This is a genomic window from Streptomyces sp. NPDC058375, assembly GCF_042723425.1.
Classification (GTDB): domain Bacteria; phylum Actinomycetota; class Actinomycetes; order Streptomycetales; family Streptomycetaceae; genus Streptomyces; species Streptomyces durocortorensis.
Window position 1 is genome coordinate 29591 of sequence record NZ_JBHXJG010000011.1, and the last position, 25589, is coordinate 55179.

Consider the following 25589-nt stretch of genomic DNA (forward strand, 5'->3'; position numbering starts at 1 on the left):
CCGAAACACATCGCATACGTCGAACGAACGTACGCGTATGTCTCTGTCTATCAACCCCGACATCGCTACTGCAATCTGCAATCGGCCAGATTGCGGCCGACGAAGACCTACGCTCCCTTCAGGTGCCGCACCAGCCTCTCGAAGTCCTGCCACCCCGACAGGTCCGAAGGGTCCCCCGGCAACGGGTAGTACAGCGCCTGCCTGGTCTTCGGGCCGAGCGGCACCGGCTGTTCGGCCAGCGGCGTGCGGCGTGCCCGGTCTCCCGGCATGGCGCGGACCTCCTCCGCACCCAGCACGAAGGCCAGCGGGACCCCCGGGCCCTCGAAGCGCGGCGGCACGGCCACATCGCGGCGCGCTTTGCGAAGTTGTACGAGCATCGACTGGAGGTGGTGGCGTGTGGCGAGCGCCTCGGCGGCCGCGGGCAGGGCGTCCAGCGGAGGCTCCTCGCCGGGGCCGGTGCCGTAGCCGAACGCCAGGGTCACCTCCTCCTCCACGCCCGCCTGCGTCCGCGTGATGCGTATGGTCGCGATTCCCGGTCGCGCGCGATTCCCGACCACCACCAGCCAGGTCGGTTCGGGTGACCGCTCGTACGCGACGTCGGTCAGCCGGCGCAGCGACCAGGGGAGGTTCGCCGGTTCCGATGTGCCCCAGCCGGCCGGAGGTTCGCCGGTCAGTTCCCGCCACACCGTCTCCAGGCCGCCCCCCAGCACCAGCCGCTCGTCCGCCGGGTGCACCATACGGAAGGTCAGGCCCAGTTGGCGGTCGCCGGTGTCGTGAACCTCCTGGTAGGCGGCCGCCACCGGCGTGCGTGGGTCGTCCTCGGTGGCGTCGGGGGAGAGGACCGGGTCGAACGCGCCGTCCTGCCAGCGCAGTACGGCGCCCGTCAGGCCGTCGTAGTAGCCGTCCCGTTCGTCCTGGACGATCCAGCGGGACGGCCAGCCGCCCAGCGCGTCCCGTACGGCAGGGGAGAGCGTGGTGCCCGCCGGGCTGACGATCTGGAGGCCGAGACCGGCCTCTGCCGCCGCGCGGAACGCGTCCGAGAGCCAGGCCGTCATGGCCACCACCGGGCGGTCCTGGATGACGACAGCGACCTTGCCGGTGAGCACGTCGATGGCGGGCCGGTCCGCCGCCGGTTCGGGGGCCACCCTCACGCCGTCGGTCTTCACCACGGCGATCGAGCCGGCCGCGTCCGGCGGCCAGGCGGAGCCGCCCACCAGCGTGGCCAGCCGGGCCGCGAACGTGCCCGCGAGCGCTTCCGCCTCCGCGACGCCCGTTGTGGCGCGCGCCTCCGTCCACCAGTACGGGACCGGGGGCGCCGTGGCCCCGAGCAGCCGCTCGGCCTCGCCCTCGACGGAGACCAGCAGCGGCGCCTCCACGGAGACGAGCGGGCGGCCCTCCGCGTCGCAGAGCTGGATCACGGCCCCCTCGCGCCGGGTGCCCACCAGCTTGTCCGGGCCGCCGGAGAGCAGACCCGCCAGTACGGCCCAGGGGTCGGGCATCCGGGGAGTGAGGGCGATGACGTCCTTGGTCATGGCGTGGTCGTCCGGTCCTTCGTCGATCGGTGGTGGGTGTGCGAGGGCAGTGCGCCGCGCCGTGGTCTCACATCGGCGCGTACACCGTCTGGATCAGGCGGTTCGGCTGACCCCTGCGGATGAACACGCCCCGGCCGGGCGCTTGTTGAGAGGCGTACACGCCGGGGAAGAGCTGGCCCTCGCTGCGGTCGCCCGCCATCAGCAGTGCCGAGGCCCCCGACTCCCGCAGACCCTGCACCAGCTGCTCGTACATGCCGCGCGACGCACCGGCGACCCGCCGCGTCAGGACGAAGTGAAGGCCGATGTCGACCGCCGAGGGGATGTACGGGAGGAAGGGCGACAACGGGGACTGCCCGGCGGTTGTGAGGACGTCGTAGTCGTCGACCAGCACCACGATGCGAGGGCCCTTGCCCCAGTTGCCGGGCTCCAGGTCCTCCAGACGCGCGTTCTCGTCGGGCAGCCGCTTCTCCAGCTCGGTCGTGATGGCCGTCGAAAGTCCCGCGCACAGCTTCGAGTTGTACGCGTAGCCGCCGTTGAACTCCTCGGGGACCACACCGCGGAGCGAACGCCGCGGATCCATCACGGCGAACACCAGATCGTCCTCGCCGTAGCGGTCGACCAGGCCGTGCGCGACGGTCCGCAGCAGGTTCGTCTTGCCGCATTCGCTGTCCCCCAGGACCAGCAGGTGCTGGTCGTGGTGGAACAGGTCGAGCAGTACGGGCGCGAGCGCCGACTGGTCGAGCCCGATCGGTACGCGCGTGGGCTCGGCCGCCGGGCCCGGCAGCGAGTGGGGCTCCAGGATCTGCGGCAACACGCGCACCGGCTGGGCCACTTCGCCGCTCCAGGTGGCCCGCACCGTGCGGGCGGTGCGTTCCAGGACCGCACCGAGGTCCGTCGTGTCGTCGACCCCGTCCGTACGGGGGAGCGCCACCTGGGCGAAGAGCTTCCCGTCGGTGAGGACACGGCCGGGCTCGTCCGCCGACAGGGTCTCCGCGAGCTTGCGGTCGATGCCGGACTCGCCGGGGTCGTTGAGGCGCAGCTCGACGCGCGTGCCGAAGTTGGACTGGATGGCGATGCGCACGTCGTTCCAGCGCAGCATGCCCGCGACGACGTGGATGCCGTAGCCGCCGCCGCGCTTGAGGATGTCGGCGATCGCGTCGTCCAGCTCGTCGAAGTCGTCGCGGAGCGCGCCGAATCCGTCGATGACGAGGAGGATCTCGGCCGACGCGAGTTCGGGCAGCCGGCCGGCCGCGTGCAGGGTGCGCAGGTGATCGACCGAGTCGATGCCGTGCTCGCGGAAGAGGTCCTCGCGCAACGCGAGCATCGTGCGGACCTCCTCGACGGTGCGCGCGGCCCGTTCCCGGTCGGCACGGCCGGCGATGCCGCCGACGTGCGGCAGACCCGACAGAGCCTGCAGCCCGCCGCCGACGAGGTCGAGTCCGTAGACGCCGATCTCGCGCGGGGTGTGGGTGAGGGCGAGGGAGAGGACGAGCGTGCGCAGCAGGGTCGTCTTGCCCGACTGCGGTCCGCCGATCACCGCCGCGTGACCGCCGGCCACGGTCAGGTCCAGGAACCACTGGCCCTGCCACTGTCTGGCCGGGTCGTCGAGCAGGCCGACGGGAACGCGGAGAGGCGTCCGGCGTCCTTCCGTGTCCGCTCCCGTCAGCCGCATCCCGTCCGGCCCGATGTCCAGCGGACCGGCGACGGTGTCCAGCGCCGTGGCCGCGGGCAGCGGCGGCAGCCAGATGCTCCGTACGGCAGCGGCGGCTCCGGTCAACTGGCCGACCATGACGCCGAGTTCCGTCGGCCCTGTTTCGCGACGACGGGACGCCGGCTCGGGGGACTGGCGCGCCTCGTCCGCCCCGGCCAGGGTGTTGAACGCTTCGTACAGCAGCGCCAGCGGGCCGGTCTCCTCCTCGTCGTGCCGGCGGACCGGGCCTCGGTAACCGCCCGACACATAACCCGCCTTGAAGCGGGTGTAGTGGCTCGTGTCGACCTTCAGATAGCCGAATCCCGGCAGTGGCGGCAGGTGGAAGGCGTCCGTGGTCTCCAGGACCGTACGGGACTCGTCGGCGGAGAAGGTGCGCAGGCCGAGCCGGTAGGAGAGGTAGGTGTCCAGGCCCTTGAGCTTGCCGCCCTCGATGCGCTGGCTGGAGAGCAGGAGGTGGACGCCGATGGAACGGCCGATGCGGCCGATGGAGAGGAACAGATCGATGAAGTCCGGCTTCGCGGTGAGGAGTTCGCCGAACTCGTCGATCACCACGAACAGGTGCGGCAGCGGGTCCAGATCGGGCCGCTTCTCGGCGCGCAGAGCCGCGTAGTCGCCGATGTCCGCGACGTTCCCCGCGTCCTTGAGGGCCTGCTGGCGGCGCTTGACCTCACCGGCGAGGGAGGAGTGGACCCGCTCGACGAGCCCCGCCTGGTTCTCCAGGTTGGTGATGACCCCGGCCACATGCGGAAGCTCCGCGAACGGCGCGAACGTCGCCCCGCCCTTGTAGTCGACCAGTACGAGCGCCAGATCCTCCGGCGGATGGGTGGCCACCAGGGCGAGGACCAGGGTGCGCAGCAGCTCCGACTTGCCCGAACCCGTCGCGCCCACGCACAGCCCGTGCGGGCCCATCCCCAGCTCCGAGGACTCCTTGAGGTCCAGCAGCACCGGCTCGTGGGAGTCGCTGATGCCGATCGGCACGCGCAGGAAGGCGCGTTCGCCGCGCGGCGCCCACAGCCGCCCCAGGTCGAGCCGGGCCACGTCGTCGATACCGAGCATCGCCGCGAACTCCACCGGACCGGACAGCGGCGCGTCCCCCACGGACTCCGCGGACAGCCGCAGCGGCGCGAGCATCCGGGCCAGCCCCTCGGCGAACGGGATGCCCGCCTCGTCCACCGTGCCGTGCGCCTCCACCGGCTCCGGGGTACGCAGGTCCTCGATGGTCACGTCCGTGCCGTCGACCGTGATCCGTACGCTGACGTGCCCCGGCTCCTGCACCCGCTGATCCAGCAGGTGCAGCACGGTGACGCCCATCTCCCGCAGGCCGACGGCGTCGTCCGGGCGCGGCAGATCGACGGCGTCCTCGCCGTGCCCGTCGGTGACGACGAGCAGCCGGGAGTTCATGGACAGCGCGTCCCGGCCGGCCAGGCCCCGGCGGACCTCGGCCGCGTACGAGGCCCGGCGGCGCAGCTCCGCCCCGATCTGCCGGGCGAGCTGCGGGGCGGAGGGGGCGATGCGACGGGCGGCGACCGGACCGTCGAACTGCTCGGTGTCGAGCAGATGCGGCAGCCACTTGGCCCACTCCCAGTCGGCCATGCGATCCCCCGGTGCGGCGAGGGCGATGGCCACGTCGTCGGGGGCGTGCAGAGCGGCCGTCTGGACCAGCAGGGCGCGGGCCACCCGCAGACAGTCCTCGCGGGGGCCGATCACACTGACGTTGCCGATCCGGTCCAGCGGGACGGTGAGCGGCAGTTCGGTGCCGTTGCGGAACCGGTTCACCAGCGCCGACGCCTCGTTGAGCATGAACAGGTCCGGCGGGGTGAGCACCGTCGACCCCGGCTCGGCGATCTGCAGATCCCGGACGGGCATCTCGCCGGTGCCGACCCGTACCCGCAGGAAGTCGTCGTCGACCCTGCGCCGCTCCCAGAGGCGCGCCGGGTCCCGCACGATGTCGTACAGGGCGTACGGCGGAGGATTCAGGACGTCGGCGTGCTCACGCCGCTCGCGCTCCTCGCCCGAGAGCTCCTCCCGCAGGTCCTCCGCATAGGCGAGATACGCCTCGCGCTGGGTGCGGCGGGTGCGCTGGGCCTTGCCCCGCTGCGAGAAGAGCAGGGCCACGGAGCCGATGACGGTGACCACGAGGATGATCGCGCCGAGGGCGGCGAACTGGCTGTTGCGGACGACCGTCATCATCACGACGGACGACATGACCCCGGCGACCGGCAGCAGCGACATGGCGATGTTGCCCGCCTTGCCCTCGGGGAGGTTGGGCGGGGCCTCGATGGTGCGGGGCGCGGGCGCGGCCGGCGGACGGGTGGTCCGGGCGGGGCGGTGGATCAGGCGGGTACTCATCGGCGCTTCTGGGAGAGCTGGAAGACCTCGGCGGCCAGCCGGGCGGCTGCCAGCCGCGTGGGCCGGGCGAGCAGTTCGGTGCGGAGTTCTCCGCCCGCCGCCAGGTGCCGGTCGTGGGGGAGGACATGGACGGCCGCACCGGTGGACCGGAGTTTCTCGGCGGCCGCCTCGACGTCGATCCCGGGGCGGGACGTCGTGCTGGTGAGCGCGACCACGGTCCCGGCGATCATGTGGCGGGGCAGCCCCTGCATCCACTGCAGGACCGCGTACGTACTGGTGATGCCGTCCAGTGTGGCGGGGACGGCCAGCACCCGGGCCTGGGCGGCCGAGAGCGCTACGCGGGCGACCTCGGCAGGCAGGGTCTCGCAGTCGACCACGGTCACTCCGAAGTAGCGGCGCAGCGCGACCATGACCCGCTCGTACGCCGCCGTGTCCAGCATCGCCCCGATCCGGCCCTGACTGCCGGGCAGCAGCCAGGCGTTGTCGGGGAGCTGGACGAGATAGCCGGTGACGTCGAGCAGCGACATCTGCGGCTCCACGATGTCCGCCAGATCGGCGGTGGTCCAGCGCAGGGAGTCGGCGCCGAGGCGCAGCGGCAGCGAACCGAGCGCCGGGTCGGCCTCGACGAGGAGGACCGGGTCGTGGCGGTAGTGCGCGTACGCCGTGCCGAGCAGAGCGGCCACCGTCGTCTTGCCCGCACCGCCCCGGATGGAGGTGACGGCGATCTGCCGGCCGGTCGTCACCGGCTGCTGGATCTGCTCGGCGGTCCGGGTCAGCTCGGCGACCTCGCGCGCCGTGGACGAGGAAACGATCCGGCGTACGGCGCGCGATATTCGGGCGGTGGCCGACTCGCCTCGCTGGGGGCGTCGTGCGGTACCGGTCAGCGCGCTGTCCACGACGGGCCGTGAGTCGGGGGAGCGGGCGGGGCGTTGCGTACGGGGCGGGGGAGCGGCGGGCCCGGGCGAGGCGGCGGTGTTCCGGCTCGGTGGCTGTGCCTCTGTCCCTGAAGGTTCCTGTCGCTGGGGTGGGGGCTGCTGTTGTTGCTCCTGCGCCGGGTCGTGACTCGTCGCATGCTGCTGCGGAGGCGTACCCCTCAGGTCGCGGAGCACGTCACCCTGCCAGTTGTTCGCGTTCGGCATGTCTGCCCTTCTCCTCCGCCGCTCCGATCCCCCGACCGGAGCCGCCCGCGCATGAATGTCAGAACTTGTCGAGCAACTGGCCGTACACGCCGAACACACCGATGGCGAGCGGGAACAGCCCCACCATGCCGATGGACTCGACGAGGTCGGCGGTGCGCCGCAGCCGCACCCGTACATGCTCGGGAGGCTCCACCGACAGAGCGAGCAGCGGCAGCAGCGCCGCCGCGCCGAGTACGACGACGGGGCCCGCACCCCCGGATCCCTGGTCCATCCACAGCATCACGAGGCGGACGAGAAGGACCGCCGCAGCGGCGAACAGGGCCACCACCTCGGCCACCAAGGGAAACGCACGCGCCCTCGACAGGAGCACCACCGCCACCAGGGAGGGGAGGAGAACCGTCCACACGGTCGGCCGGGCGGCCAGTGTGAGGAGCCAGCCCGCAGCGGTCGCCGAGACCGCGGTGACCACGGTTGCGAGGGCGAGTCCGCGGTGCGTGGCGGCCAGCGCGTCGGCGACGTCGTGGCGGCTGACCGAGGCCCCGCCCGACCGCCGGTCGTCGAGCGCGGTGAGGCCGGACGCCATCAGGGCCAGCCGGGGCAGCATGCCGAGCAGGACCACGGAGAACACCGCCATCACGGCGCCCAGTCGGGCCGGATCCGATTCCAACGCGGCGACGGCCTCCCACACCGCGGCCACGACCGCCGTGGCTCCCGCGCCGATCAGGCCGCCGCGGCCGAGCGGTGAGAAGAAGCCGAGCAGCAGCAGGGCCATGGCCACCGCCGTCGCCACCGCGGCGAGCCGGGCCGGGCCCGACCAGCCGTACGCGTCGGCGGCGGTCCAGGCCGTGAGGACGCCGAGGCCGCCGGAGACCAACAGCAGCGCGGTGGCCAGTCCGCGGTTGCCCGCCCTGATCCGGGCGCACAGCGCGCCGCCCACCAGAAGGACCGCGGTGGCGACCGCCAGCGCGACGGCCAGGGTGTCCAAGGGGACCTCCCGCCGGGCCAGCAGGGCGGCGACCACCGCGAAGGCCACGGTCGACGCCCCGGCGGCGACCCTGCGCGCGGCCGGACGCCAGCGCCAGGCCTGGAGGTCGAGATGGTCGGCCACCTGGTCAGTGACGTCGTGGACCACCGGGGCGGGCGGCGCCGCGTGGGTCCTGACCAGGCGCAGCACGGCGCCGTCGCTGACACCGGCCGAGGCGAGGGTGCTGTCGTGCGGCAGGGCGGAACCGTCGGAGGTGATCAACTGCCGGGTCAACGGCCGCGATGCCGCGCGGTCGTCGAGCAACTGAAGTATGTCCGGCAGTAGTTGACCGATCGGGGTGTCCGAGGGCAGCACGATGTCGGCCCGGCGCCGCTCGCCGACCAGGGTCACTCGGCTCAGTTCCGAGCGGGACGTCATTGCTGTGCTCACCACTTACGGAAACCTATCATCGTGATATTCCAGAATTTCGGGCCACTGGGGCCAAGTGTGTCGTGCGGTTGGCGCATTCCTGATCCCGGCGGAATATCGCCTGCAACGCCTGCCGGTGAATTTTCGGCCACCGGATCGTTTCCCGGCCGGAGTTGATCAGGGCCCCTTCTCCGCGCCGGAAGAATGTGCCGGTGGTTCGTACTGCTGTGCCTGACGCTGTTGCTGCTTCTCCTGCTCGGCCTTCTGCTTCTCCAGCGTGTGCTGGAGGAAGGACCAGCCGACGCAACCGGCGCAGAGCACAGCGGTGATGGCGATACCCGCGAATACCTTCCCGAGCCGCTCGTCGGCGCTGCGCCGTGCGCGCCCCGCACCGAAGAGCAGGGCATCGCGCATCCTGCGTCGGCGTACCCCCACCGATTCCAGCAGTTGACTGTCGTAATCCCGTGCCATCCGATCCCCCTTTGCCACTGCAACATACCGAGAGGCGGCCGTGGGGTGCACACCAGGGTGGCCGAGAAGCGACGCTCGGCGGGGTTCACGCCCGGCGGGCGCGGGTCCAGTCGTGGTTCTCGCGTACGACGGTGAATCCGGCCGATTTGTAGAGGGCCACGGCCGCCTCGTTGCTCGCCGGCGTCAGGACGGCCACCGCGCTCGCGCCCCGGTCGGCGAGGGCCGCGCAGGCGCCCAGGACGGCGTCGCGGCCGTAGCCGTGGCCGCGGTGGTCCTGGTGGGTGCCGACCGGTTCGAGCAGTCCGCATCTGCCCGCGCCCGCGAACCAGCCGGTCGCCGCGGACGCCGGGTCTCCGGCGGGTGTGCGGACGAGCGTCTCCACGGCCAGGTGGCCCGCCGGGGACGCCCGCATCGTCTCCCAGTGCTTCAGGGCGAACGTGGAACCGGAGAACGCCGACCGGTGCACCAGCACCCGGTCGGCCGCGCCGGGTTCGTCGACCCGCTCGGCACGGGTCGTCACCGGCTCCGGGGTCCAGGACAGGACGAGCCAGGTCTCCTCCCGGTCGGGTTCCCATCCCGGTACGGGCAGGCCGTCGGACCAGTCGTTGCCCGGCACGAGCAGCTCCTCGGCGTCCGCCGCGAGCGCCCCGAGATCGGCGTCGGGTGCGGCGGTCACCCGCAGTACGGGGCCGTCGAGGAAGCCCACCGCGACGGGTGCCGCGGCGTCGTACCGGGGGTCGAGCCGGTGGTCGGGCCGCCCGTCGCCCCGCGCGTCGACCCAGAGGTGGACCGTCGCGTCCGCGTGGCGCAGCAGCCAGCCCACGTCCCCGGGGTGCAGACCCCCGGCCGGGGCGTCGGCCGGTGTCCACGCGCTGAGCGCGCGCAGCGCCCGGGCGGTCCCGGCGGGTGAGAGGGTGTGCCGTGTGACGGGGGGCATGGACGCGAGGCTAGCGTGCCGAACCTGGGGGCCGTGAACGGTTTTTCCGCGGTTCACCCCTGCCGCAGCGCGAACCACAACTCCGCCCGTACGTCCATGTCGTCCAGGTCCGCGTCCAGCACCTCCCCGCACCGCCCGATGCGTTGGCGGACGGTGTTGCGGTGGACGCCGAGGGCCACCGCCGTACGGTCCCAACTGCCGTGCAGGGAGAGCCAGCAGCGCAAGGTGTCGGCCAGCGGCGCGGTGAGCGGGGCGAGGAGGGCGCGGGCGTGGGCGGCCGCCTGTTCGGGCGGGACCAGGGCGGCGAGGCCGCTCACCGGGGCGTCCACCGTCAGCGGGGCGCGGGTCGCCTGCGCGTGGGCCAGGGCGCGGGCGGCCAGGGAGTCGGCGGCGTCGAGGCCGGTGACCGGGGTGGGGGCGGACGCGCCGAGCGTCCAGCCGGGCTGGGGGGTGAGCCGGGCCGGTTCGCGGCCGGTGGCGCTACGTGAATCCGTGCCGGGCTCGGCGGGCTCCGTTCCGGGGCCGCCCGGCAGCAGCACCCGTACCGCCTCGCCGCCCCCGCGACCCGCGTCGACCAGGGCCGTGCCCAGCGACGCGCCCAGGGCCCCGGCCGTCAGGGCGTCCGCCGGGGCGCCGTCCGTGCGGCGGGCGTGGATCACCGTCCAGGGGCCGGTGGAGCCGAGGAGCGGGGCGACCTCGGCGGGGGAGGCGCCCAGGAGCATGCGGACCAGGGCCGCGGAGCGGCCCGCCGCGTCCGCGCCCTGGTGCGGGGCGGCCAGCAGCGACAGCAGGACCACCGCGATGCCCGCCACCGTGTGGTCGCCGGACTCCCGCCGCCCGGTGGCCAGTGCCAGGACCAGGCCGTCGCCGCCGCCCAGCGCGTACGCCGACAGGTGCGTGTCGCCGTGGGTGTCCGTCGCCGACGCGGGGGAGCCGGGGCGTTCGCGGGCCACTACGCGGGCCAGGCGGGTCAGGGCTCCCGCCGCCTCCGGGGGCAGGCGGCGGCCCGCCGCGTGGACCTCCTCGCCGCGCGCCGTCAGCAGGACCGCCCGGCCGCCGAGCTGTGCCGCGAGCTGGTGGAGCACCGCCGGTACGGGGTCGGGGCGGGCCGCCGCCGTCGCCAGTGCCTGCTGGGCGCGGGTCACCCGGCGCAGCTCGCGGTGGCGCGCCTCGGCCATCAGCCGCCACACCGCCCGCGCGATCGTGGTGAACGGGGTCGCCGGCGGCACCTCCAGCAGCGGCAGCCCGTACCGCTCGCAGGCCTCGATCAGCGCGGCCGGCACCGTCTCGTGGACCGGCCGCACCCCGAAGCCCAGCGCCGCCGCCCCCGCCTTCACCAGCCGGCCGACGTAGTGGTCCGGGTCCGTCAGCAGCACCCCGGCGCTCAGCAGCAGCTCGCCGCCGAGCAGGTACGGATACGGGTCCGCCATCTCCGAGGTGTGCACCCAGAGCAGCTCGGCCTCGGCCGGGCCCGCGATCCGGCGCAGGCCCAGGTCCTTGCTCGCCAGCAGCTCCGTCAGGGGGATGGGCGGGGTCGGCGGGCCGGGAGGCGAGGACGGGGGTGGTGGGGGTGTGGTGCCTGCGGGAGGGATCGGCATGGACGGTTCATCCATTCAGCTCGGCGAGAGTGGAGGAAACGTACACTTCAGCGTCGGCTTTCGGCCACCTACCGTCTTCCTCGCACGTACATCTGTTTGCGCGAGACGGAGGGAAGCCCATGGCTGTCGACTACGCCGTGATCGTCGTCTACCTGGCCGGCATGCTCGCCATGGGCTGGTGGGGCATGCGCCGCGCCAAGTCCAAGAGCGAGTTCCTGGTCGCGGGCCGCCGCCTCGGGCCGGGCATGTACTCCGGCACCATGGCCGCGATCGTCCTCGGCGGCGCGTCCACCATCGGCGGCGTCGGGCTCGGCTACCAGTACGGCCTCTCCGGCGCGTGGATGGTCTTCACCATCGGCCTCGGGCTCCTCGCGCTCTCCGTCTTCTTCTCCGCGCGGATCGCCCGGCTGAAGGTCTACACCGTCTCCGAGATGCTCGACCTGCGCTACGGCGGACGGGCCGGGATCATCTCCGGCGTCGTGATGTGGGCGTACACCCTGATGCTCGCGGTCACCTCCACCATCGCGTACGCCACCATCTTCGACGTCCTCTTCGACGTGAACCGGACCGTCGCGATCGTCCTCGGCGGCGCGATCGTCGTCGCGTACTCGACGCTCGGCGGCATGTGGTCGATCACCCTCACCGACATGGTCCAGTTCGTCGTCAAGACCATCGGGGTGCTGCTGCTCCTGCTGCCGATCGCCGTCGTCAAGGCGGGCGGCTTCAGCGAGATGAAGGCGCAGCTGCCGACCGAATACTTCGATCCGCTCGGCATCGGCGGCGAGACGATCTTCACGTACGTCCTGATCTACACCTTCGGCATGCTGATCGGGCAGGACATCTGGCAGCGCGTGTTCACCGCGCGCAGCGACACGACGGCGCGGTGGGGCGGGACGGTCGCCGGTACGTACTGTCTCGTCTACGCCATCGCCGGGGCCGTCATCGGCACCGCCGCCAAGGTGATGTACCCGAACCTGGCGAGCGCGGACGCGGCCTTCGCGACGATCGTCAAGGACGAACTGCCGGTCGGCGTGCGCGGCCTGGTGCTCGCCGCCGCGCTGGCCGCCGTGATGTCGACGTCCTCCGGCGCGCTGATCGCCTGCGCCACGGTCGCCAACAACGACATCTGGTCCCGGCTGCGTGGGGCCGTGGTCCGGGGCGGGGGCGGGGACGAGCCGCACGACGAGGTGAAGGGGAACCGGGCGTTCATCCTGATCATGGGCATCGCGGTCATCCTCATCGCCATCGCGCTGAACGACGTGGTGGAGGCGCTGACCGTCGCCTACAACCTGCTGGTCGGCGGGCTGCTCGTGCCGATCCTCGGCGGACTGCTGTGGCGGCGCGGGACGGCGGCGGGGGCGCTGTCGGCGGTGTGCGTGGGGGGTGCCGCGGTAATCGGGCTGATGGCGTACTACGGGATCCTCGCCAACCAGCCGATCTACTACGGGCTGCTGGCGTCGTTGGCCGTGTACGTGGTCGTGTCGCTGGCTACGCCGCCTACGGATGCGGCTGTGCTGGCCGCGTGGCGCGAACGCCTGGCGGGCCGCCCCGACGGTCCGGCGCCCGAGGACGAGGCCCTCGCGCCGGGCCACCCCAGCCGGTCCGCCGTCTGAGCACGGAGGCCTCGCGCCGGGCCACCCCAGCCGGTCCGCCGTCTGAGCACGGAGGCCTCGCGCCGGGCCACCCCAGCCCGTCCGGCGTTTGAGGACGGAGGCCTCGCGCCGGGCCACCCCAGCCCGTCCGGCGTTTGAGGACGGAACCCTTGCGCGGGATCCGGCCGAGCCCACCGATGTCCTCAATCGCCGGACGGGCTGAGTTTGGCCAGGCCCAAAGATGTCCTCAATCGCCGGACGGGCTTGATGTGGCCGGACTGGCTGGAAGTGGCCGAGGGGCCGAGCACATCAGCCCGCCCGGCGATTGAGGGCGAAGCGGCCGCCGGACGACCCCGGCACCTCACCGCACCCCGCACACTTGACCCGTACGAAACCGAAGGAAAGGCACACCCCCATGAGCAGCACCGACGCGCCGCGCGGCCCCATCGACTCCTCCCGCGTCCCCCGGTACGCCGGGCCCGCGACGTTCGCCCGGCTGCCCCGGCTCGACGAGGTCGGGCGTACCGACGTCGCCGTGGTCGGCGTGCCCTTCGACACCGGGGTCTCCTACCGGCCCGGCGCCCGCTTCGGCGGCAACGCCATCCGTGAGGCCTCCCGGCTGCTGCGCCCGTACAACCCGGCCCAGGACGCCTCCCCGTTCGCCCTCGCCCAGGTCGCCGACGCCGGCGACATCGCGGCGAACCCGTTCAACATCAACGAGGCCGTCGAGACCATCGAGGGCGCGGCCGACGACCTCCTGGGCACCGGCGCACGCCTGATGACCCTCGGCGGCGACCACACCATCGCCCTGCCCCTTCTGCGCTCCGTCGCCAAGAAGCACGGGCCCGTCGCCCTGCTCCACTTCGACGCACACCTGGACACCTGGGACACGTACTTCGGCGCCGAGTACACCCACGGCACCCCGTTCCGCCGGGCCGTCGAGGAGGGCATCCTCGACACCTCCGCCCTCTCCCACGTCGGCACCCGGGGCCCGCTCTACGGCAAGCAGGACCTGACCGACGACGAGAAGATGGGCTTCGGCATCGTCACCTCCGCCGACGTCATGCGGCGCGGCGTCGACGAGATCGCCGACCAGCTGCGTCAGCGCATCGGCGACCGGCCGCTGTACATCTCCATCGACATCGACGTCCTGGACCCGGCGCACGCCCCCGGCACCGGCACCCCCGAGGCCGGCGGCCTCACCTCCCGCGAGCTGCTGGAGATCCTGCGCGGGCTCTCCTCCTGCCACCTGGTCTCCGCCGACCTGGTCGAGGTCGCCCCCGCGTACGACCACGCCGAGATCACCTCCGTGGCCGCCTCCCACGCCGCGTACGAGCTGACGACGATCATGTCCCGGCAGATCGCGGCGGAGAAGGAAGCAAAGGAAGCCGAGGACGCCAAGTGAGCCACGACCACGACGACCGGCCGCAGCTCACCGCCGCCCAGGCCGCCGCCGCACTGGACCCGCCGGCCGGCCGCAACGGCGGTGACCTCGTCGTCGAGTCCCTCCAGGGCCTCGGCGCGACCACCGTGTTCGGGCTGCCCGGTCAGCACGCGCTCGGCATGTTCGACGCGCTGCGCCGCTCCTCCCTCCGGTACGTCGGACTCCGCGTCGAGAACAACGCCGGGTTCGCCGCCGACGCGTACGGCCGGATCACCGGCGAGGTCGCGCCGCTCCTCCTCTCCACCGGGCCCGGCGCGCTCACCTCGCTCGCCGCGCTCCAGGAGGCCGCCGCCGCCTCCGCGCCCGTCCTCGCCATCTCCAGCCAGATCCCCACGGCCGGGCTCGGCGGCGGACGGCACGGCTACCTCCACGAGCTGCGTGACCAGCAGGCCTCCGTCCGGGACATCGTGAAGTCCGTGCACACCGTGCGCGCGGCCTCGCAGATCCCGTCCGCGATCGCCGCCGCCTGGGAGTCCGCGCTGACCGCCCCGCACGGGCCGGTCTGGGTGGAGATCCCGCAGGACGTGCTGCTCGCCGAGACGACTCTCCCCGCCGTCAGCGCCATGGACGCCACCCCGCGCGAGCTCTACCCGCGCCCCGAGCTGACGATCGCCGCCGCGCACCTGCTGTCGAACGCCGAGCGCCCCGTGATCATCGCGGGCGGTGGAGTCGTACGCTCCGACGCCTCAGGCAAGCTGCGCGCGCTGGCCGAGAAGCTCGACGCCCCCGTCGTCACCACCTTCGGCGGCAAGGGCGCGTTCCCCTGGGAGCACCCGCTCTCGCTGCGCTCCTGGCTGGAGGACCGGCACACCACCGACTTCCTGGAGGACGCGGACGTCCTGCTCGTCGTCGGCTCCGGCCTCGGGGAACTCTCCTCGAACTACCACACCTTCCGCCCGCGCGGCCGGGTCATCCAGATCGAGGCGGACGCCGGGAAGCTGGAGTCCAACCACCCCGCCCTCGGCATCCACTCCGACGCCCGCGAGGCGCTGTCCGACCTCCTGGAGGCCGTCGAGCGCCGCGAGGACCCGGACGCCGCCGAGCGCGTACGTACGGTGCTGGAGAAGGTACGGGTCCGGATCGAGGCCCAGGAACTCACCCTGGAACAGCAGGTCCTGGCCGCCGTCCGCGAGGCGCTGCCCGACGCCGCGCCCAGCTTCTGGGACATGACGATCCTGGCGTACTGGGCCTGGTCCGCGTTCGACGCCCGGCTTCCCAACACCATGCACTCCGCCCAGGGAGCGGGCGGCCTCGGCTACGGCTTCCCGGCGGCCATCGGGGCCGCTGCCGCCGACCCGACGAAGCCCGTGCTCGCGGTCTCCGGCGACGGCGGTGCGATGTACTCCATCGCGGAGCTGGCCACCGCGCGCCAGTACGACCTGCCGCTGACCTGGCTGATCGTCGACGACGGGGGCTACGGCATCCTGCGCGAGTACATGACGGGAACCTTCGGCGAGACCACCGGCACCGAGCTGTCCCGCCCGGACTTCGTCGCCCTCGCCGAGTCCTTCGGCGTGCCCGCCGTCCGGACCAGCCCGGAGTCGCTGGCCGCCGACCTGTCGAAGGCCCTGGCGGCCCCGGGGCCTTCGGTCGTGGTGCTCCCGGCGCTGCTGCGGATGTTCGAGCCGACGCACCTGTAGGCGGGTCAGACCCATCAGCCCGTGGCCGCCGCCCTCTCCGTGCCCGTGCCCGTGTCCGCCTCCGCTTCGGTGGTGGACCCGTGCTCCGTGGAGGGCGGCGCCGCGCCGGCCTTCTCCGGCGTGTTCCCGTCGAGATCGTTGAACGTCACGCGGATGCTGCTCCCGAACAGCTCCATCCGGAACATCGCTTCCATGGCACGGGCCAGCCGAGCCAGCAGAGGCACCGTGGGAACCGTGCCGCCGAGCTCCAGCTTGGAGACCTGCGGCTGCGTCATACCGGCGCGCCGGGCCAGCTCGGTCTATGAGAGGCCGAGGGCGACCCGGCGGTCGTACACGGCCTGTCCGAGGTCAAACGCGAGAGAGATCTCCTCGCGCCGCCGCTCCACCTCGGGGTCCTCGGCGATCCCCTGGGCGGCCTTCCCGTCGCGGGCGAGCTTCCAGCGTGCGTGGCTGGCCATTACCGCTTCTCCTTCCCCTCGTCGGCTGTGCGCGTGTACACATCATGAGCCGGTGGGTGCTGGGTCTCGCAGAGCACCTTGGCGCGCTTGGCGCGGGCGACCTCGGCCGTCTCCCGCTGTCGGGTCTTGCGGAAGACGGTAAGCAGAACGATCCGGCGATCCGGCGCGAGCCAGTAGGGAATCCGGGTCGCACCCCGGCGGCCGAGGCTGAACCGCAGCTCGCGGACGCCGTCGCCGAGGTGCCGGGAGTACGGCTCCCCGAGCGTCGTCGGGCGCTCCCGCACCAGCTCGGCGACGTGCTCGACCACAAGGAAGTCGTGGTACGGCAGATTCATCAGCCACAGCCGAACCTCGGTTCGATCTCGATCACATAGGGCGTATTTATATATCGGAACGTATAGACGCTTCAGCGTATGGCGGCCGCCTTCTTCGCGCAGTCATCCGGAAGAGTGGTCCCGCCCGGACGGTTGCCACGGCCCCCTTTTGTTGCGGAGGGATGAAATCCGCTCCCCACCGTGTTGGTGCCTTCCGGAAGATCAGGTCGGAGAGCTGGGAAGCAGGAGGCGACGCGTGACGGGCGCAGAGCAACAGGGGTGGGGCCGGCGGCTGACCGGGTACGCGTGGCGGTACCGGCGCAACGTCGTACTCGCCCTCGGCTCGTCGCTCGCCGGCATGGCCGTCATGGCTCTCGTGCCGCTCATCACCAAGGTGATCATCGACGACGTGGTCACCGACCACACCCGCTCCCTCGCCGTCTGGACCGGGCTGCTCATCGGCGCGGCCGTCCTCGTCTACATCGCCACCTACATCCGCCGCTACTACGGCGGCCGGCTCGCCCTGGACGTCCAGCACGACCTGCGTACGGACATGTACGCGACGATCACCCGGCTCGACGGGAAGCGCCAGGACGAACTGTCCACCGGGCAGGTCGTCGGCCGGGCCACCAGCGACCTCCAGCTGATCCAGGGCTTGCTGTTCATGCTCCCGATGACGATCGGGAACGTGCTGCTCTTCCTCATCTCCCTGGTGATCATGGCGTGGCTCTCCGTCCCGCTCACCCTCGTCGCCCTCGCCGTCGCCCCCGCCCTCTGGTTCATCGCCCGCCGCTCCCGCACCCGCCTCTTCCCCGCCACCTGGTACGCCCAGAGCCAGGCCGCCGCCGTCGCCGGAGTCGTCGACGGGGCCGTCTCCGGGGTCCGGGTCGTCAAGGGGTTCGGCCAGGAGGACCAGGAGACCGGCAAGCTCCGCGAGGTCGGGCGACGGCTGTTCGCCGGGCGGCTGCGCACCATCCGGCTGAACTCCCGCTACACCCCCGCGCTCCAGGCCGTGCCCGCCCTCGGCCAGGTCGCCATGCTCGCCCTCGGCGGCTGGCTGGCCACCCGGGGCGAGATCACGCTCGGCACGTTCGTCGCCTTCTCCACCTACCTCGCCCAGCTCGTCGGCCCGGTCCGGATGCTCGCCATGGTCCTCACCGTCGGCCAGCAGGCCCGGGCCGGTGTGGAACGCGTCCTGGAGCTGATCGACACCGAGCCCTCCATGACGGACGGGACCAAGGAGCTGCCCGCCGACGCCCCGGCGGGGATCGAGTTCGACGACGTCACGTTCGGCTACGACGAGGAGCGGCCCGTCCTCGACGGCTTCTCGCTCACCGTCGAACCCGGCGAGACCGTCGCCGTCGTCGGCGCCTCCGGCAGCGGCAAGTCCACCGTCTCGCTCCTGCTGCCCCGCTTCTACGACGTCTCCCACGGGGCCGTCCTCATCGGCGGCCACGACGTCCGCGAGCTGACCCAGTCCTCCCTGCGCGCCGCCATCGGGCTCGTCCCCGAGGACAGCTTCCTCTTCTCCGACACTGTCCGCGCCAACATCGCCTACGGCCTTCCCGACGCCACCCAGGAGCAGATCGAGACGGCCGCCCGCGCCGCCCAGGCCCACGGGTTCATCTCCGACCTGCCGAACGGGTACGACACCACCGTCGGCGAGCACGGGCTCACCCTCTCCGGCGGCCAGCGCCAGCGCGTCGCCCTCGCCCGCGCCATCCTCACCGACCCCCGGCTCCTCCTCCTCGACGACGCCACCTCCGCCGTGGACGCCCGCGTCGAGCACGAGATCCACGAGGCGCTCAAGCAGGTGATGGCGGGGCGGACCACCCTCCTCATCGCCCACCGCCGCTCCACCCTCCAGCTCGCCGACCGCATCGCCGTCCTCGACGGCGGGAAGCTCGCCGCGATCGGCACCCACGAGGAGCTGGAGCGCACCTCCGCCCTCTACCGCCGCCTCCTCACCGACCCCGACGAGCTGGGCGCCACCTCGCCCGGCCACCGGCCGCCGCGCGCCGAGGCCGGCCCCGAGGACGACCGTGCCCTCCAGGAGGAGCTGGACGCCGAGTCCGACGCGGAACGCGGCATCACCCCCGAGCTGTGGATCCGCAAGGAGGAGGAGCGGGACACCACCGTCGCCGGCATGCCCGCCACCCCCGAACTGCTCGCCCAGGTCGAGGCGCTGCCGCCCGCCACGGACACCCCCGAGGTCGACGAGGCCGCCGCCGTGCGCCCGGAGGATTCGTACGGGCTGCGCCGGCTGCTGCGCGGCTTCGGCGCGGCCCTGCTCATCAGCCTCGGGCTCGTCGCCGTCGACGCCGGCATGGGGCTGCTGCTGCCGGTCCTGATCCGGCACGGCATCGACGAGGGCGTGAGCCAGATCTCGATCGGCGCGGTGTGGGCGGCCTCCGCGATCGCGCTGGTCGTCGTGCTCGTGCAGTGGGTGGCACAGACCGGCGAGATCCGAATGACCGGCCGGACCGGCGAACGGATCCTCTACTCGCTCCGCCTGAAGATCTTCGCCCAGCTCCAGCGCCTCGGCCTCGACTACTACGAGCGCGAGCTGACCGGCCGGATCATGACCCGGATGACGACGGACGTGGACGCGCTCTCCACGTTCCTGCAGACCGGGCTCGTCACCGCGTTCGTCTCCGTGGTCACCTTCTTCGGGATCATGGTGGCGCTGCTCGTCCTGGACATCCAGCTCGCCCTGGTCGTCTTCGCCACCCTGCCCGTCCTGATCATCGGCACCGTCTTCTTCCGGCGCAGCAGCGTCAAGGCGTACGAACTGGCCCGGACCCGCATCAGCGGCGTCAACGCCGACCTCCAGGAGTCCGTCGCCGGTCTCCGTATCGTCCAGGCCTTCGGCCGCGAGCGCGACGGAGCCGCCCGCTTCGCCGAGCGCAGCGGCAGCTACCGCCAGGCCCGGGTACGCGGCCAGTGGCTGATCTCCGTCTACTTCCCCTTCGTCCAGCTGCTGGCCTCGGTCGCCGCCGCCGCGGTGATGATCGTGGGCGCGGGCCGTATCGACAACGGCACGCTGACCGTCGGCGCCCTGGTCGCCTACCTCCTCTACATCGACCTGTTCTTCGCCCCCGTCCAGCAGCTCTCCCAGGTCTTCGACGGCTACCAGCAGGCCACCGTCTCCCTCGGCCGCATCCAGGAGCTGCTGCGCGAGCCCACCTCGACCGCCGACCCGGACGAGCCGCTCGACGTGCTCTCGCTGCGCGGCGAGATCGCGTTCGAGGACGTCTCTTTCGCCTACGGGGACGAGGAGGAGGCCCTCACCGGGATCGACCTGCACATCCCGGCCGGGCAGACCGTCGCCTTCGTCGGGGAGACGGGGGCGGGCAAGTCGACCCTGGTCAAGCTGGTCGCCCGGTTCTACGACCCCACGGGCGGCCGGGTCACCGCCGACGGCACCGACCTGCGCCGGCTCGACATGACCGCCTACCGGCACCGTCTCGGCGTCGTCCCGCAGGAGGCGTACCTCTTCGCCGGTACGGTCCGCGACGCCATCGCCTACGGGCTGCCCGACGCCACCGACGCCCAGGTGGAGGCCGCGGCCCGCGCGGTCGGCGCGCACGAGATGATCGCCACGCTGGAGGACGGCTACCTCCACGAGGTCGCCGAGCGCGGCCGTAACCTCTCCGCCGGACAGCGCCAGCTCATCGCCCTGGCCCGCGCCGAGCTGGTCGACCCGGACGTCCTGCTCCTCGACGAGGCGACCGCCGCCCTCGACCTCGCCACCGAGGCCCTGGTCAACCAGGCCACCGACCGGCTCACCGGCCGCCGGACCACGCTGGTGGTCGCCCACCGGCTGACGACGGCCGCCCGCGCCGACCGGGTCGTGGTGATGGACCACGGACGCGTCGCCGAGGACGGCACGCACGACGAGCTGCTCGCCCTGGACGGGCAGTACGCCCGGCTGTGGCGCACCTTCATCGGCGAGGGCATAGGGGAGGACGAGCCGGCGGCGGCCTGATCGGGGCACCCGGGGCGGCCCACCGAGCCCGCCGGGGCCGGACACCCGTGCCGTGCAACCTCTCGCGGGTCTGCTGCGTCGTAGCCAGGGACGCATGGGCGTACAGATGTCAGGTGGGGGCGAACGTGTTCGACAGGACTGTGGGGCCGGTGGGTCCGGACGGGGCCGCGGGACCGGCCGGAGCGGTGAAACCGGTGCGGCGCCGGCGACGGCTGCTGCTGGTCGGCCTCCTCGTCCTGCCCCTGCTGGCCGGACTCGTCCCCCTCCTCGCCGTCCCCGGCACCGCGCAGGCCGCCTCCGGCTGCTCCGGCCGGCCCGCGAAGACGGTCGGGTTCTCCACGGGAGAGCTGCGCGTCTACAAGAGCCGCGCCCACGTCTGCGCGGTGACCGTCGCCAAGAAGCCCGGCAAACGGCGGACGATGAGCGTCACGCTCCAGGCGCGCGGCGGTCGTGCGGTCTCCGACAAGGGCTCGTACACGAAGATGGCGGGCCCGGTCACGGTCAACGCGCTGAACCGCTGCGTCCGGGCCGGCGGCGCGATCGGCAGGAAATCCGTCTCCACCGGCTGGATCCTCTGCTGACACCTCCGTCGGCCCCGTTTGCCGACATTGACCACTCACACGGACAACCGGGTCTGGCGTGGCGTGTGTTGCCCCGATAAGTTCACGGCGACTGTTGTGAATCAAGGGGAGCGTGCATGCGCAAGTCACTCACAGGGGTTCTCTCGCTCGCCGTGCTCATAGGCACGGTCGGAGCCACGGGGGCCTCGGCCGGTGCGGCCACCGCCGCGGAACCGGCCGCGAAGCGGAGCAGCGGAGCCGCCCTCGGCAGCGAAGCGAGCACCGAGGACATCAAGGACCGCATCCTGGCGATCCCGGGCATGAGCCTGATCGAGGAGAAGCCGTACGCCGGCTACCGCTACTTCGTCCTCGACTACACCCAGCCGGTCGACCACCGGCGCCCGTCGAAGGGCACGTTCCAGCAGCGCCTGACCCTGCTGCACAAGGACGTGAGCCGCCCGACGGTCTTCTTCACCAGCGGCTACAACGTCTCCACCAACCCCAGCCGCAGCGAACCGACGCAGATCATCGACGGCAACCAGGTCTCCCTGGAGTACCGCTACTTCACCCCGTCCCGCCCGGCCCCGGCCGACTGGTCCAAGCTGGACATCTGGCAGGCCGCCAGCGACCAGCACCGGGTGTTCACGGCGCTGAAGAAGATCTACGACAAGAAGTGGCTGGCCACCGGCGGGTCCAAGGGCGGCATGACCGCCACGTACTTCGAGCGCTTCTACCCGAAGGACATGGACGGCGTCGTCGCCTACGTCGCGCCCAACGACGTGAACAACGACGAGGACTCGGCGTACGACCGGTTCTTCCGCAAGGTCGGCACCAAGGAGTGCCGCGACAAGCTCGCCGGGGTGCAGCGCGAGGCGCTGATCCGCCGGGCCCCGCTCCAGAAGAAGTACAAGGAACAGGCCGCCGCCAACGGCTGGACCTTCAACACCATCGGCTCCATGGACCGCGCCTACGAGGCCACGGTCATGGACTACGGGTGGGCCTTCTGGCAGTACAGCCTGCTCGCCGACTGCGTGGACATTCCGGCCGACGCGAAGAAGGCCACGGACGATGACATCTGGAACTCCGTCGACGCCATCTCCGGCTTCTCCGCCTACGTCGACCAGGGCCTGGAGACGTACACCCCGTACTACTACCAGGCGGGTACGCAGCTCGGGTCGCCGGACATCAAGCAGCCCTGGCTCGGCAACCTGAGCCGCTACGGCTACCAGCCGCCGCGCAACTTCGTGCCCCGCTCCATCCCGATGAAGTTCGACCGGGGCGCGATGCGGGACATCGACCGCTGGGTCAAGCACAACGCCCGGCAGATGATGTACGTCAACGGCCAGAACGACCCGTGGAGCGCGGAGCCGTTCCGCCTCGGCCGCGGCGCGAAGGACAGCGCGGTCCACACCGTCCCCGGCGGCAACCACGGCTCGAAGGTCTCCGGTCTCCCCGAGGCCCAGAAGGCGAAGGCCACCGCCGACATCCTGCGCTGGGCGGGCGTCGCCCCGGCGGCCGTCCAGGACGACCCGGCGAAGGCGAAGCCGCTGGCGAAGTTCGACACGAAGCTGGACCAGCGCAACGGCGAGATCGAGCGCGGCGAGGCGACGCTGCGCCCGTAGCCGCTCCCTTCGGCCGGTCGCTCCCGTCGGCTGTGCCCGTCGGTCACCGTCACCATCCGGTGGCCCGGCGGGCGCAGCCCACCGGCTTGTCCCCGCGCAGGGAGACGAACAGGTCTGTGTCGCCCGGGCACCGGTCCCGCCGCTGCACCGCCGACTCCACCCGGTAGCGCGGGGCGCGGCCGCCCGCGTCCGCGCAGGCGGTCTCCGTGACCTCGCCCGCGCGGGAGGCCGTGACGCAGTCGCCGACGACGGTCAGCGGGCCGCCGCCCTGCCCTGGGTCGCCCGGGTGCGGGGGCTCAAGGTTCCGCATGCAGGCGTAACCGGTGGTGAGCCGGGAACGGGCCCCGGCGCCCGTCTCGGAGACGTGCAGGACGAAGTCGGTGGGGTCAGGGCAGGGCGGCCCCGACGACGGGGTGCCGAGGTGCCGGGCGAGGACGGTGGCCGCGGCCTTCTCGCTGCGGCAGAACACCTCCCGGATCACGGGGCCCCGCGAGCTGCAGTCCCCGGGCCCGAGGAACACCACCCCGTACGGTGACGGGCCGGGCTGGGCGGGGACGGGCCCCCGGTCGTCGCTGACCGTTCCGCCGCCCGGGGCCGAGCAGGCCGTCAGCAGGAGCGCGGCCGCGGCGGCGGCCACGGCCAGGACGGCGACCCGGGCCGGTACGGCGACGCGGACCGGCACCCCGGCCGGGGGCCGGGCCGGTAACGGGGTGGGCCGCCGGCTCCGGGCCCCCGAGGACATGTGCTCATCCATGAGAAACCCCCCAATACGTCAGTAAAGACGTACACCCGGCGCGGCCCGCCGGAGCGGGGGCCACGCCAGGTGCGGGGGTGCTTTGCGTCGGCGGCCGGATGGCGGGCCGCCCGGTCGCCGTAGGGCTAGTACGACAGTCCGTGGCCCACCGGGTACAGCACCTGCGTCGGATCGTCCGCGCGCTGCACCGGGACCGGCAGGGTGCCCTCCGGTTCGGCGCGGCCCGCGATCACCCGGGCGGCGGCGCGCAGTTCGACATCGGTCCAGGAGTACGCGGCGAGGCTCGCCGCGACACCGGCCCCGGTGAGGTGGGCGATGTCGTACGGGTTGCGGATCGCGACGGTGACGACGGGGACGCCGGTCGCCACGAGCGCGGTCACCAGAGTGCGCTGCGAGCTGCTCGCCGTGACGTTGTACGTCGCCACGACCACCGCGTCCTTGCCCGCGGCGGCGGCGACCGCCTCGTCGATCTTCGCCTGGTTCGGGGCTGTACCGGTGGACAACGCCCGTGCGGTGAAGCCCAGTTCGCCGAAGGCATGGGCCAGGGTGCCGGTCGGCGGGCCCGTCGTCCCGGAGGGCGATGCCGGATCGGCCCCCACCACCAGCAGGTTGCGATGGGTGCGCCGGGAGAGCGGCAGCAGCGCGCCCGGGTCGGCGAGCAGGGTCGTCGTGCGCTCGGCGATCCGGTCGGCGGCGGCCCGGTGGGCGCGGCTGCCGACCGTACGCTCGACGTCGCGGTGACCGACGAACGGATCCCGGAACAGGCCGAGACCGCTCTTCAGCCGCAGGATCCGCAGGATCGATTCATCGACCCGTGCCTCGCTGATCTCGCCGCCCCGGACCGCCTCCAGCACCGCGTTCCAGGCCACGGAGAGACTCGGCGGGTTCAGCAGCTGGTCCACGCCCGCCAGCAGTGCGAGGACCGGCACCCGGTCGTCGCCGTACTTCGTGCGCACCCCCTCCATGCCGAGCGAGTCGGTGACCACCACTCCGTCGTAGCCCAGCTCCTCGCGGAGGATGCCGGTGAGGATCGGCCGGGAGAGCGTGGCCGGGTCCTCGGACGGGTCGAGGGCGGGGACCACGATGTGCGCGGTCATGATCGAGTCGATACGGGCCCGGATCGCGGCGCGGAACGGCGGGGCGTCCAGCTCCTCCCACTGTTCGCGGGTGTGGTTGATGACGGGCAGCCCGGTGTGGCTGTCGGTGTTCGTGTCGCCGTGGCCGGGGAAGTGCTTGGCGGTCGACGCGACCCCCGCGCCCTGATAGCCCTTCACCTGCGCTGCGACCAGGTCGGCCACCGCGTCGGGGTCCGAGCCGAAGGACCGTACGCCGATGACCGGGTTGGCCGGGTTGACGTTGACGTCGGCGTCCGGCGCGTAGTTCTGGTTGATGCCGAGCGCGGCCAGCTCCGCGCCCGCGATCCAGGCCGCCCGCCGGGTGTCGGAGCGCGAGCCGCCCGCGCCGAGCGCCATCGCGCCGGGCAGCAGCGTGGCGGGTTCGCCGACCCGGCAGACGATGCCGTGCTCCTGGTCGGTGGAGACGAGCAGCGGCACCCGGGGACGCCCGGCGAGCGCGGCGCGCTGGAGGCCGTTGGAGAGGTCGGCGATCTGGTGCGGGTCGCGGGTGTTGCGTGCCCAGGTGAAGTAGATGATCCCGCCGACGTGGTACGTGGAGATCAGCTCGGCGCCCGTACGGACCCCGATCTCCTTGAGGTTCGCGTCGATGTCGGCCTGGTCGGGGTCGGTGGCGGAGTGCCCGTAGACCCGCATCACGAAGAGCTGGCCGACCTTCTCCTCCAGGCTCATCCCGGCGATGATCTGCCGCAGCCGGCGGTCGGTGGAGGCGTTCGTGGAGTGCGCGGATGCGACGGAGGGGGCGGCGGCGAGGGCGCCGGTCGCCGCGGCCGCCGTGGCGGCGGCGGTGGCGGTGAGGAGGGTGCGTCTTGAGGTGCGGTGGGGCACGTGAGCTCCTTCCCGGGGTGAAAGAAACTTCCAAGGAAGTACGCTTATAGGGAAAGTAACTTCCGGTCAAGAGTCCGGGCCGCCCGCGTCACGACCCGTACGCGAACGGGCGGAGGGGGCCGGACC

Annotated in this window: 17 protein-coding genes and 1 pseudogene; 6 read left to right on the forward strand and 12 right to left on the reverse strand. The window is 72.5% G+C overall.

The window, feature by feature from the left end; all coding sequences use genetic code 11:
- Positions 1–107 precede the first annotated feature (107 nt).
- From ACFWM7_RS03830 to ACFWM7_RS03860, 7 genes are all read right to left on the reverse strand, one after another.
- Positions 108–1532, reverse strand: a complete 1425-nt coding sequence (locus tag ACFWM7_RS03830) for a DUF6177 family protein (protein ID WP_383254670.1) — start codon at positions 1530–1532, stop codon at positions 108–110.
- A 67-nt stretch (positions 1533–1599) separates the two neighbouring features.
- The gene (gene eccCa / locus ACFWM7_RS03835) at positions 1600–5592 is read right to left on the reverse strand and encodes a type VII secretion protein EccCa (protein ID WP_383254673.1); all 3993 of its coding nucleotides are present in this window, start codon (positions 5590–5592) and stop codon (positions 1600–1602) included.
- Positions 5589–6731 carry a MinD/ParA family protein gene (locus ACFWM7_RS03840; protein WP_383254675.1) on the reverse strand — a complete coding sequence of 381 codons (1143 nt, stop codon included), beginning with the start codon at positions 6729–6731 and terminating at the stop codon, positions 5589–5591. The genes eccCa and ACFWM7_RS03840 overlap by 4 nt, the downstream gene beginning before the upstream one ends.
- Before the next feature lie 58 nt (positions 6732–6789).
- Complete coding sequence (gene eccD / locus ACFWM7_RS03845; protein ID WP_383254706.1) at positions 6790–8133, reverse strand: type VII secretion integral membrane protein EccD; 1344 nt, start codon at positions 8131–8133, stop codon at positions 6790–6792.
- A gap of 168 nt (positions 8134–8301) precedes the next feature.
- A complete protein-coding gene (locus tag ACFWM7_RS03850; RefSeq protein WP_383254677.1) occupies positions 8302–8595 on the reverse strand; it encodes a hypothetical protein in 294 nt (97 codons plus the stop codon).
- 85 nt (positions 8596–8680) lie between these two features.
- A complete protein-coding gene (locus ACFWM7_RS03855) occupies positions 8681–9532 on the reverse strand; it encodes a GNAT family N-acetyltransferase (RefSeq protein ID WP_383254679.1) in 852 nt (283 codons plus the stop codon).
- 53 nt (positions 9533–9585) lie between these two features.
- A complete protein-coding gene (locus ACFWM7_RS03860) occupies positions 9586–11145 on the reverse strand; it encodes a PucR family transcriptional regulator (RefSeq protein ID WP_383254682.1) in 1560 nt (519 codons plus the stop codon).
- A gap of 104 nt (positions 11146–11249) precedes the next feature.
- Here ACFWM7_RS03860 and ACFWM7_RS03865 point away from each other — a divergent pair, with 104 nt between their 5' ends.
- The 3 genes from ACFWM7_RS03865 to ACFWM7_RS03875 all read left to right on the forward strand — a co-directional run bounded on the left by ACFWM7_RS03865 (position 11250) and on the right by ACFWM7_RS03875 (position 15806).
- A complete protein-coding gene (locus ACFWM7_RS03865) occupies positions 11250–12743 on the forward strand; it encodes a sodium:solute symporter (protein WP_383254684.1) in 1494 nt (497 codons plus the stop codon).
- 394 nt (positions 12744–13137) lie between these two features.
- Positions 13138–14127: an agmatinase gene (gene speB / locus ACFWM7_RS03870; RefSeq protein WP_010062894.1), complete on the forward strand. Its 990-nt coding sequence runs from the start codon at positions 13138–13140 to the stop codon at positions 14125–14127.
- A complete protein-coding gene (locus tag ACFWM7_RS03875; protein ID WP_383254688.1) occupies positions 14124–15806 on the forward strand; it encodes a thiamine pyrophosphate-binding protein in 1683 nt (560 codons plus the stop codon). The genes speB and ACFWM7_RS03875 overlap by 4 nt, the downstream gene beginning before the upstream one ends.
- A gap of 14 nt (positions 15807–15820) precedes the next feature.
- Here ACFWM7_RS03875 and ACFWM7_RS03880 read toward each other — a convergent pair whose 3' ends face one another.
- From ACFWM7_RS03880 to ACFWM7_RS03890, 3 genes and pseudogenes are all read right to left on the reverse strand, one after another.
- Positions 15821–16081: a helix-turn-helix domain-containing protein gene (locus tag ACFWM7_RS03880; RefSeq protein ID WP_383254690.1), complete on the reverse strand. Its 261-nt coding sequence runs from the start codon at positions 16079–16081 to the stop codon at positions 15821–15823.
- 24 nt (positions 16082–16105) lie between these two features.
- Positions 16106–16264 carry a hypothetical protein gene (locus tag ACFWM7_RS03885; protein ID WP_383254692.1) on the reverse strand — a complete coding sequence of 53 codons (159 nt, stop codon included), beginning with the start codon at positions 16262–16264 and terminating at the stop codon, positions 16106–16108.
- Positions 16264–16649, reverse strand: a pseudogene (locus ACFWM7_RS03890) (type II toxin-antitoxin system RelE/ParE family toxin). The gene ACFWM7_RS03885 and the pseudogene ACFWM7_RS03890 overlap by 1 nt, the downstream one beginning before the upstream one ends.
- Before the next feature lie 185 nt (positions 16650–16834).
- Between ACFWM7_RS03890 and ACFWM7_RS03895 the strand changes: the two are divergent.
- From ACFWM7_RS03895 to ACFWM7_RS03905, 3 genes are all read left to right on the forward strand, one after another.
- A complete protein-coding gene (locus ACFWM7_RS03895) occupies positions 16835–20566 on the forward strand; it encodes an ABC transporter ATP-binding protein (protein WP_383254695.1) in 3732 nt (1243 codons plus the stop codon).
- A 215-nt stretch (positions 20567–20781) separates the two neighbouring features.
- A complete protein-coding gene (locus tag ACFWM7_RS03900; RefSeq protein ID WP_383254709.1) occupies positions 20782–21147 on the forward strand; it encodes a hypothetical protein in 366 nt (121 codons plus the stop codon).
- A gap of 116 nt (positions 21148–21263) precedes the next feature.
- The gene (locus ACFWM7_RS03905) at positions 21264–22748 is read left to right on the forward strand and encodes a S28 family serine protease (RefSeq protein ID WP_383254697.1); all 1485 of its coding nucleotides are present in this window, start codon (positions 21264–21266) and stop codon (positions 22746–22748) included.
- A 49-nt stretch (positions 22749–22797) separates the two neighbouring features.
- On the opposite strand, the gene ACFWM7_RS03910 is transcribed toward ACFWM7_RS03905, so the two are convergent.
- Together ACFWM7_RS03910 and ACFWM7_RS03915 are read right to left on the reverse strand one after the other, a co-directional pair.
- The gene (locus tag ACFWM7_RS03910; protein ID WP_383254701.1) at positions 22798–23502 is read right to left on the reverse strand and encodes a hypothetical protein; all 705 of its coding nucleotides are present in this window, start codon (positions 23500–23502) and stop codon (positions 22798–22800) included.
- Between the two features lie 125 nt (positions 23503–23627).
- Positions 23628–25463 carry a glycoside hydrolase family 3 protein gene (locus tag ACFWM7_RS03915; protein ID WP_383254704.1) on the reverse strand — a complete coding sequence of 612 codons (1836 nt, stop codon included), beginning with the start codon at positions 25461–25463 and terminating at the stop codon, positions 23628–23630.
- Positions 25464–25589: the final 126 nt, after the last annotated feature.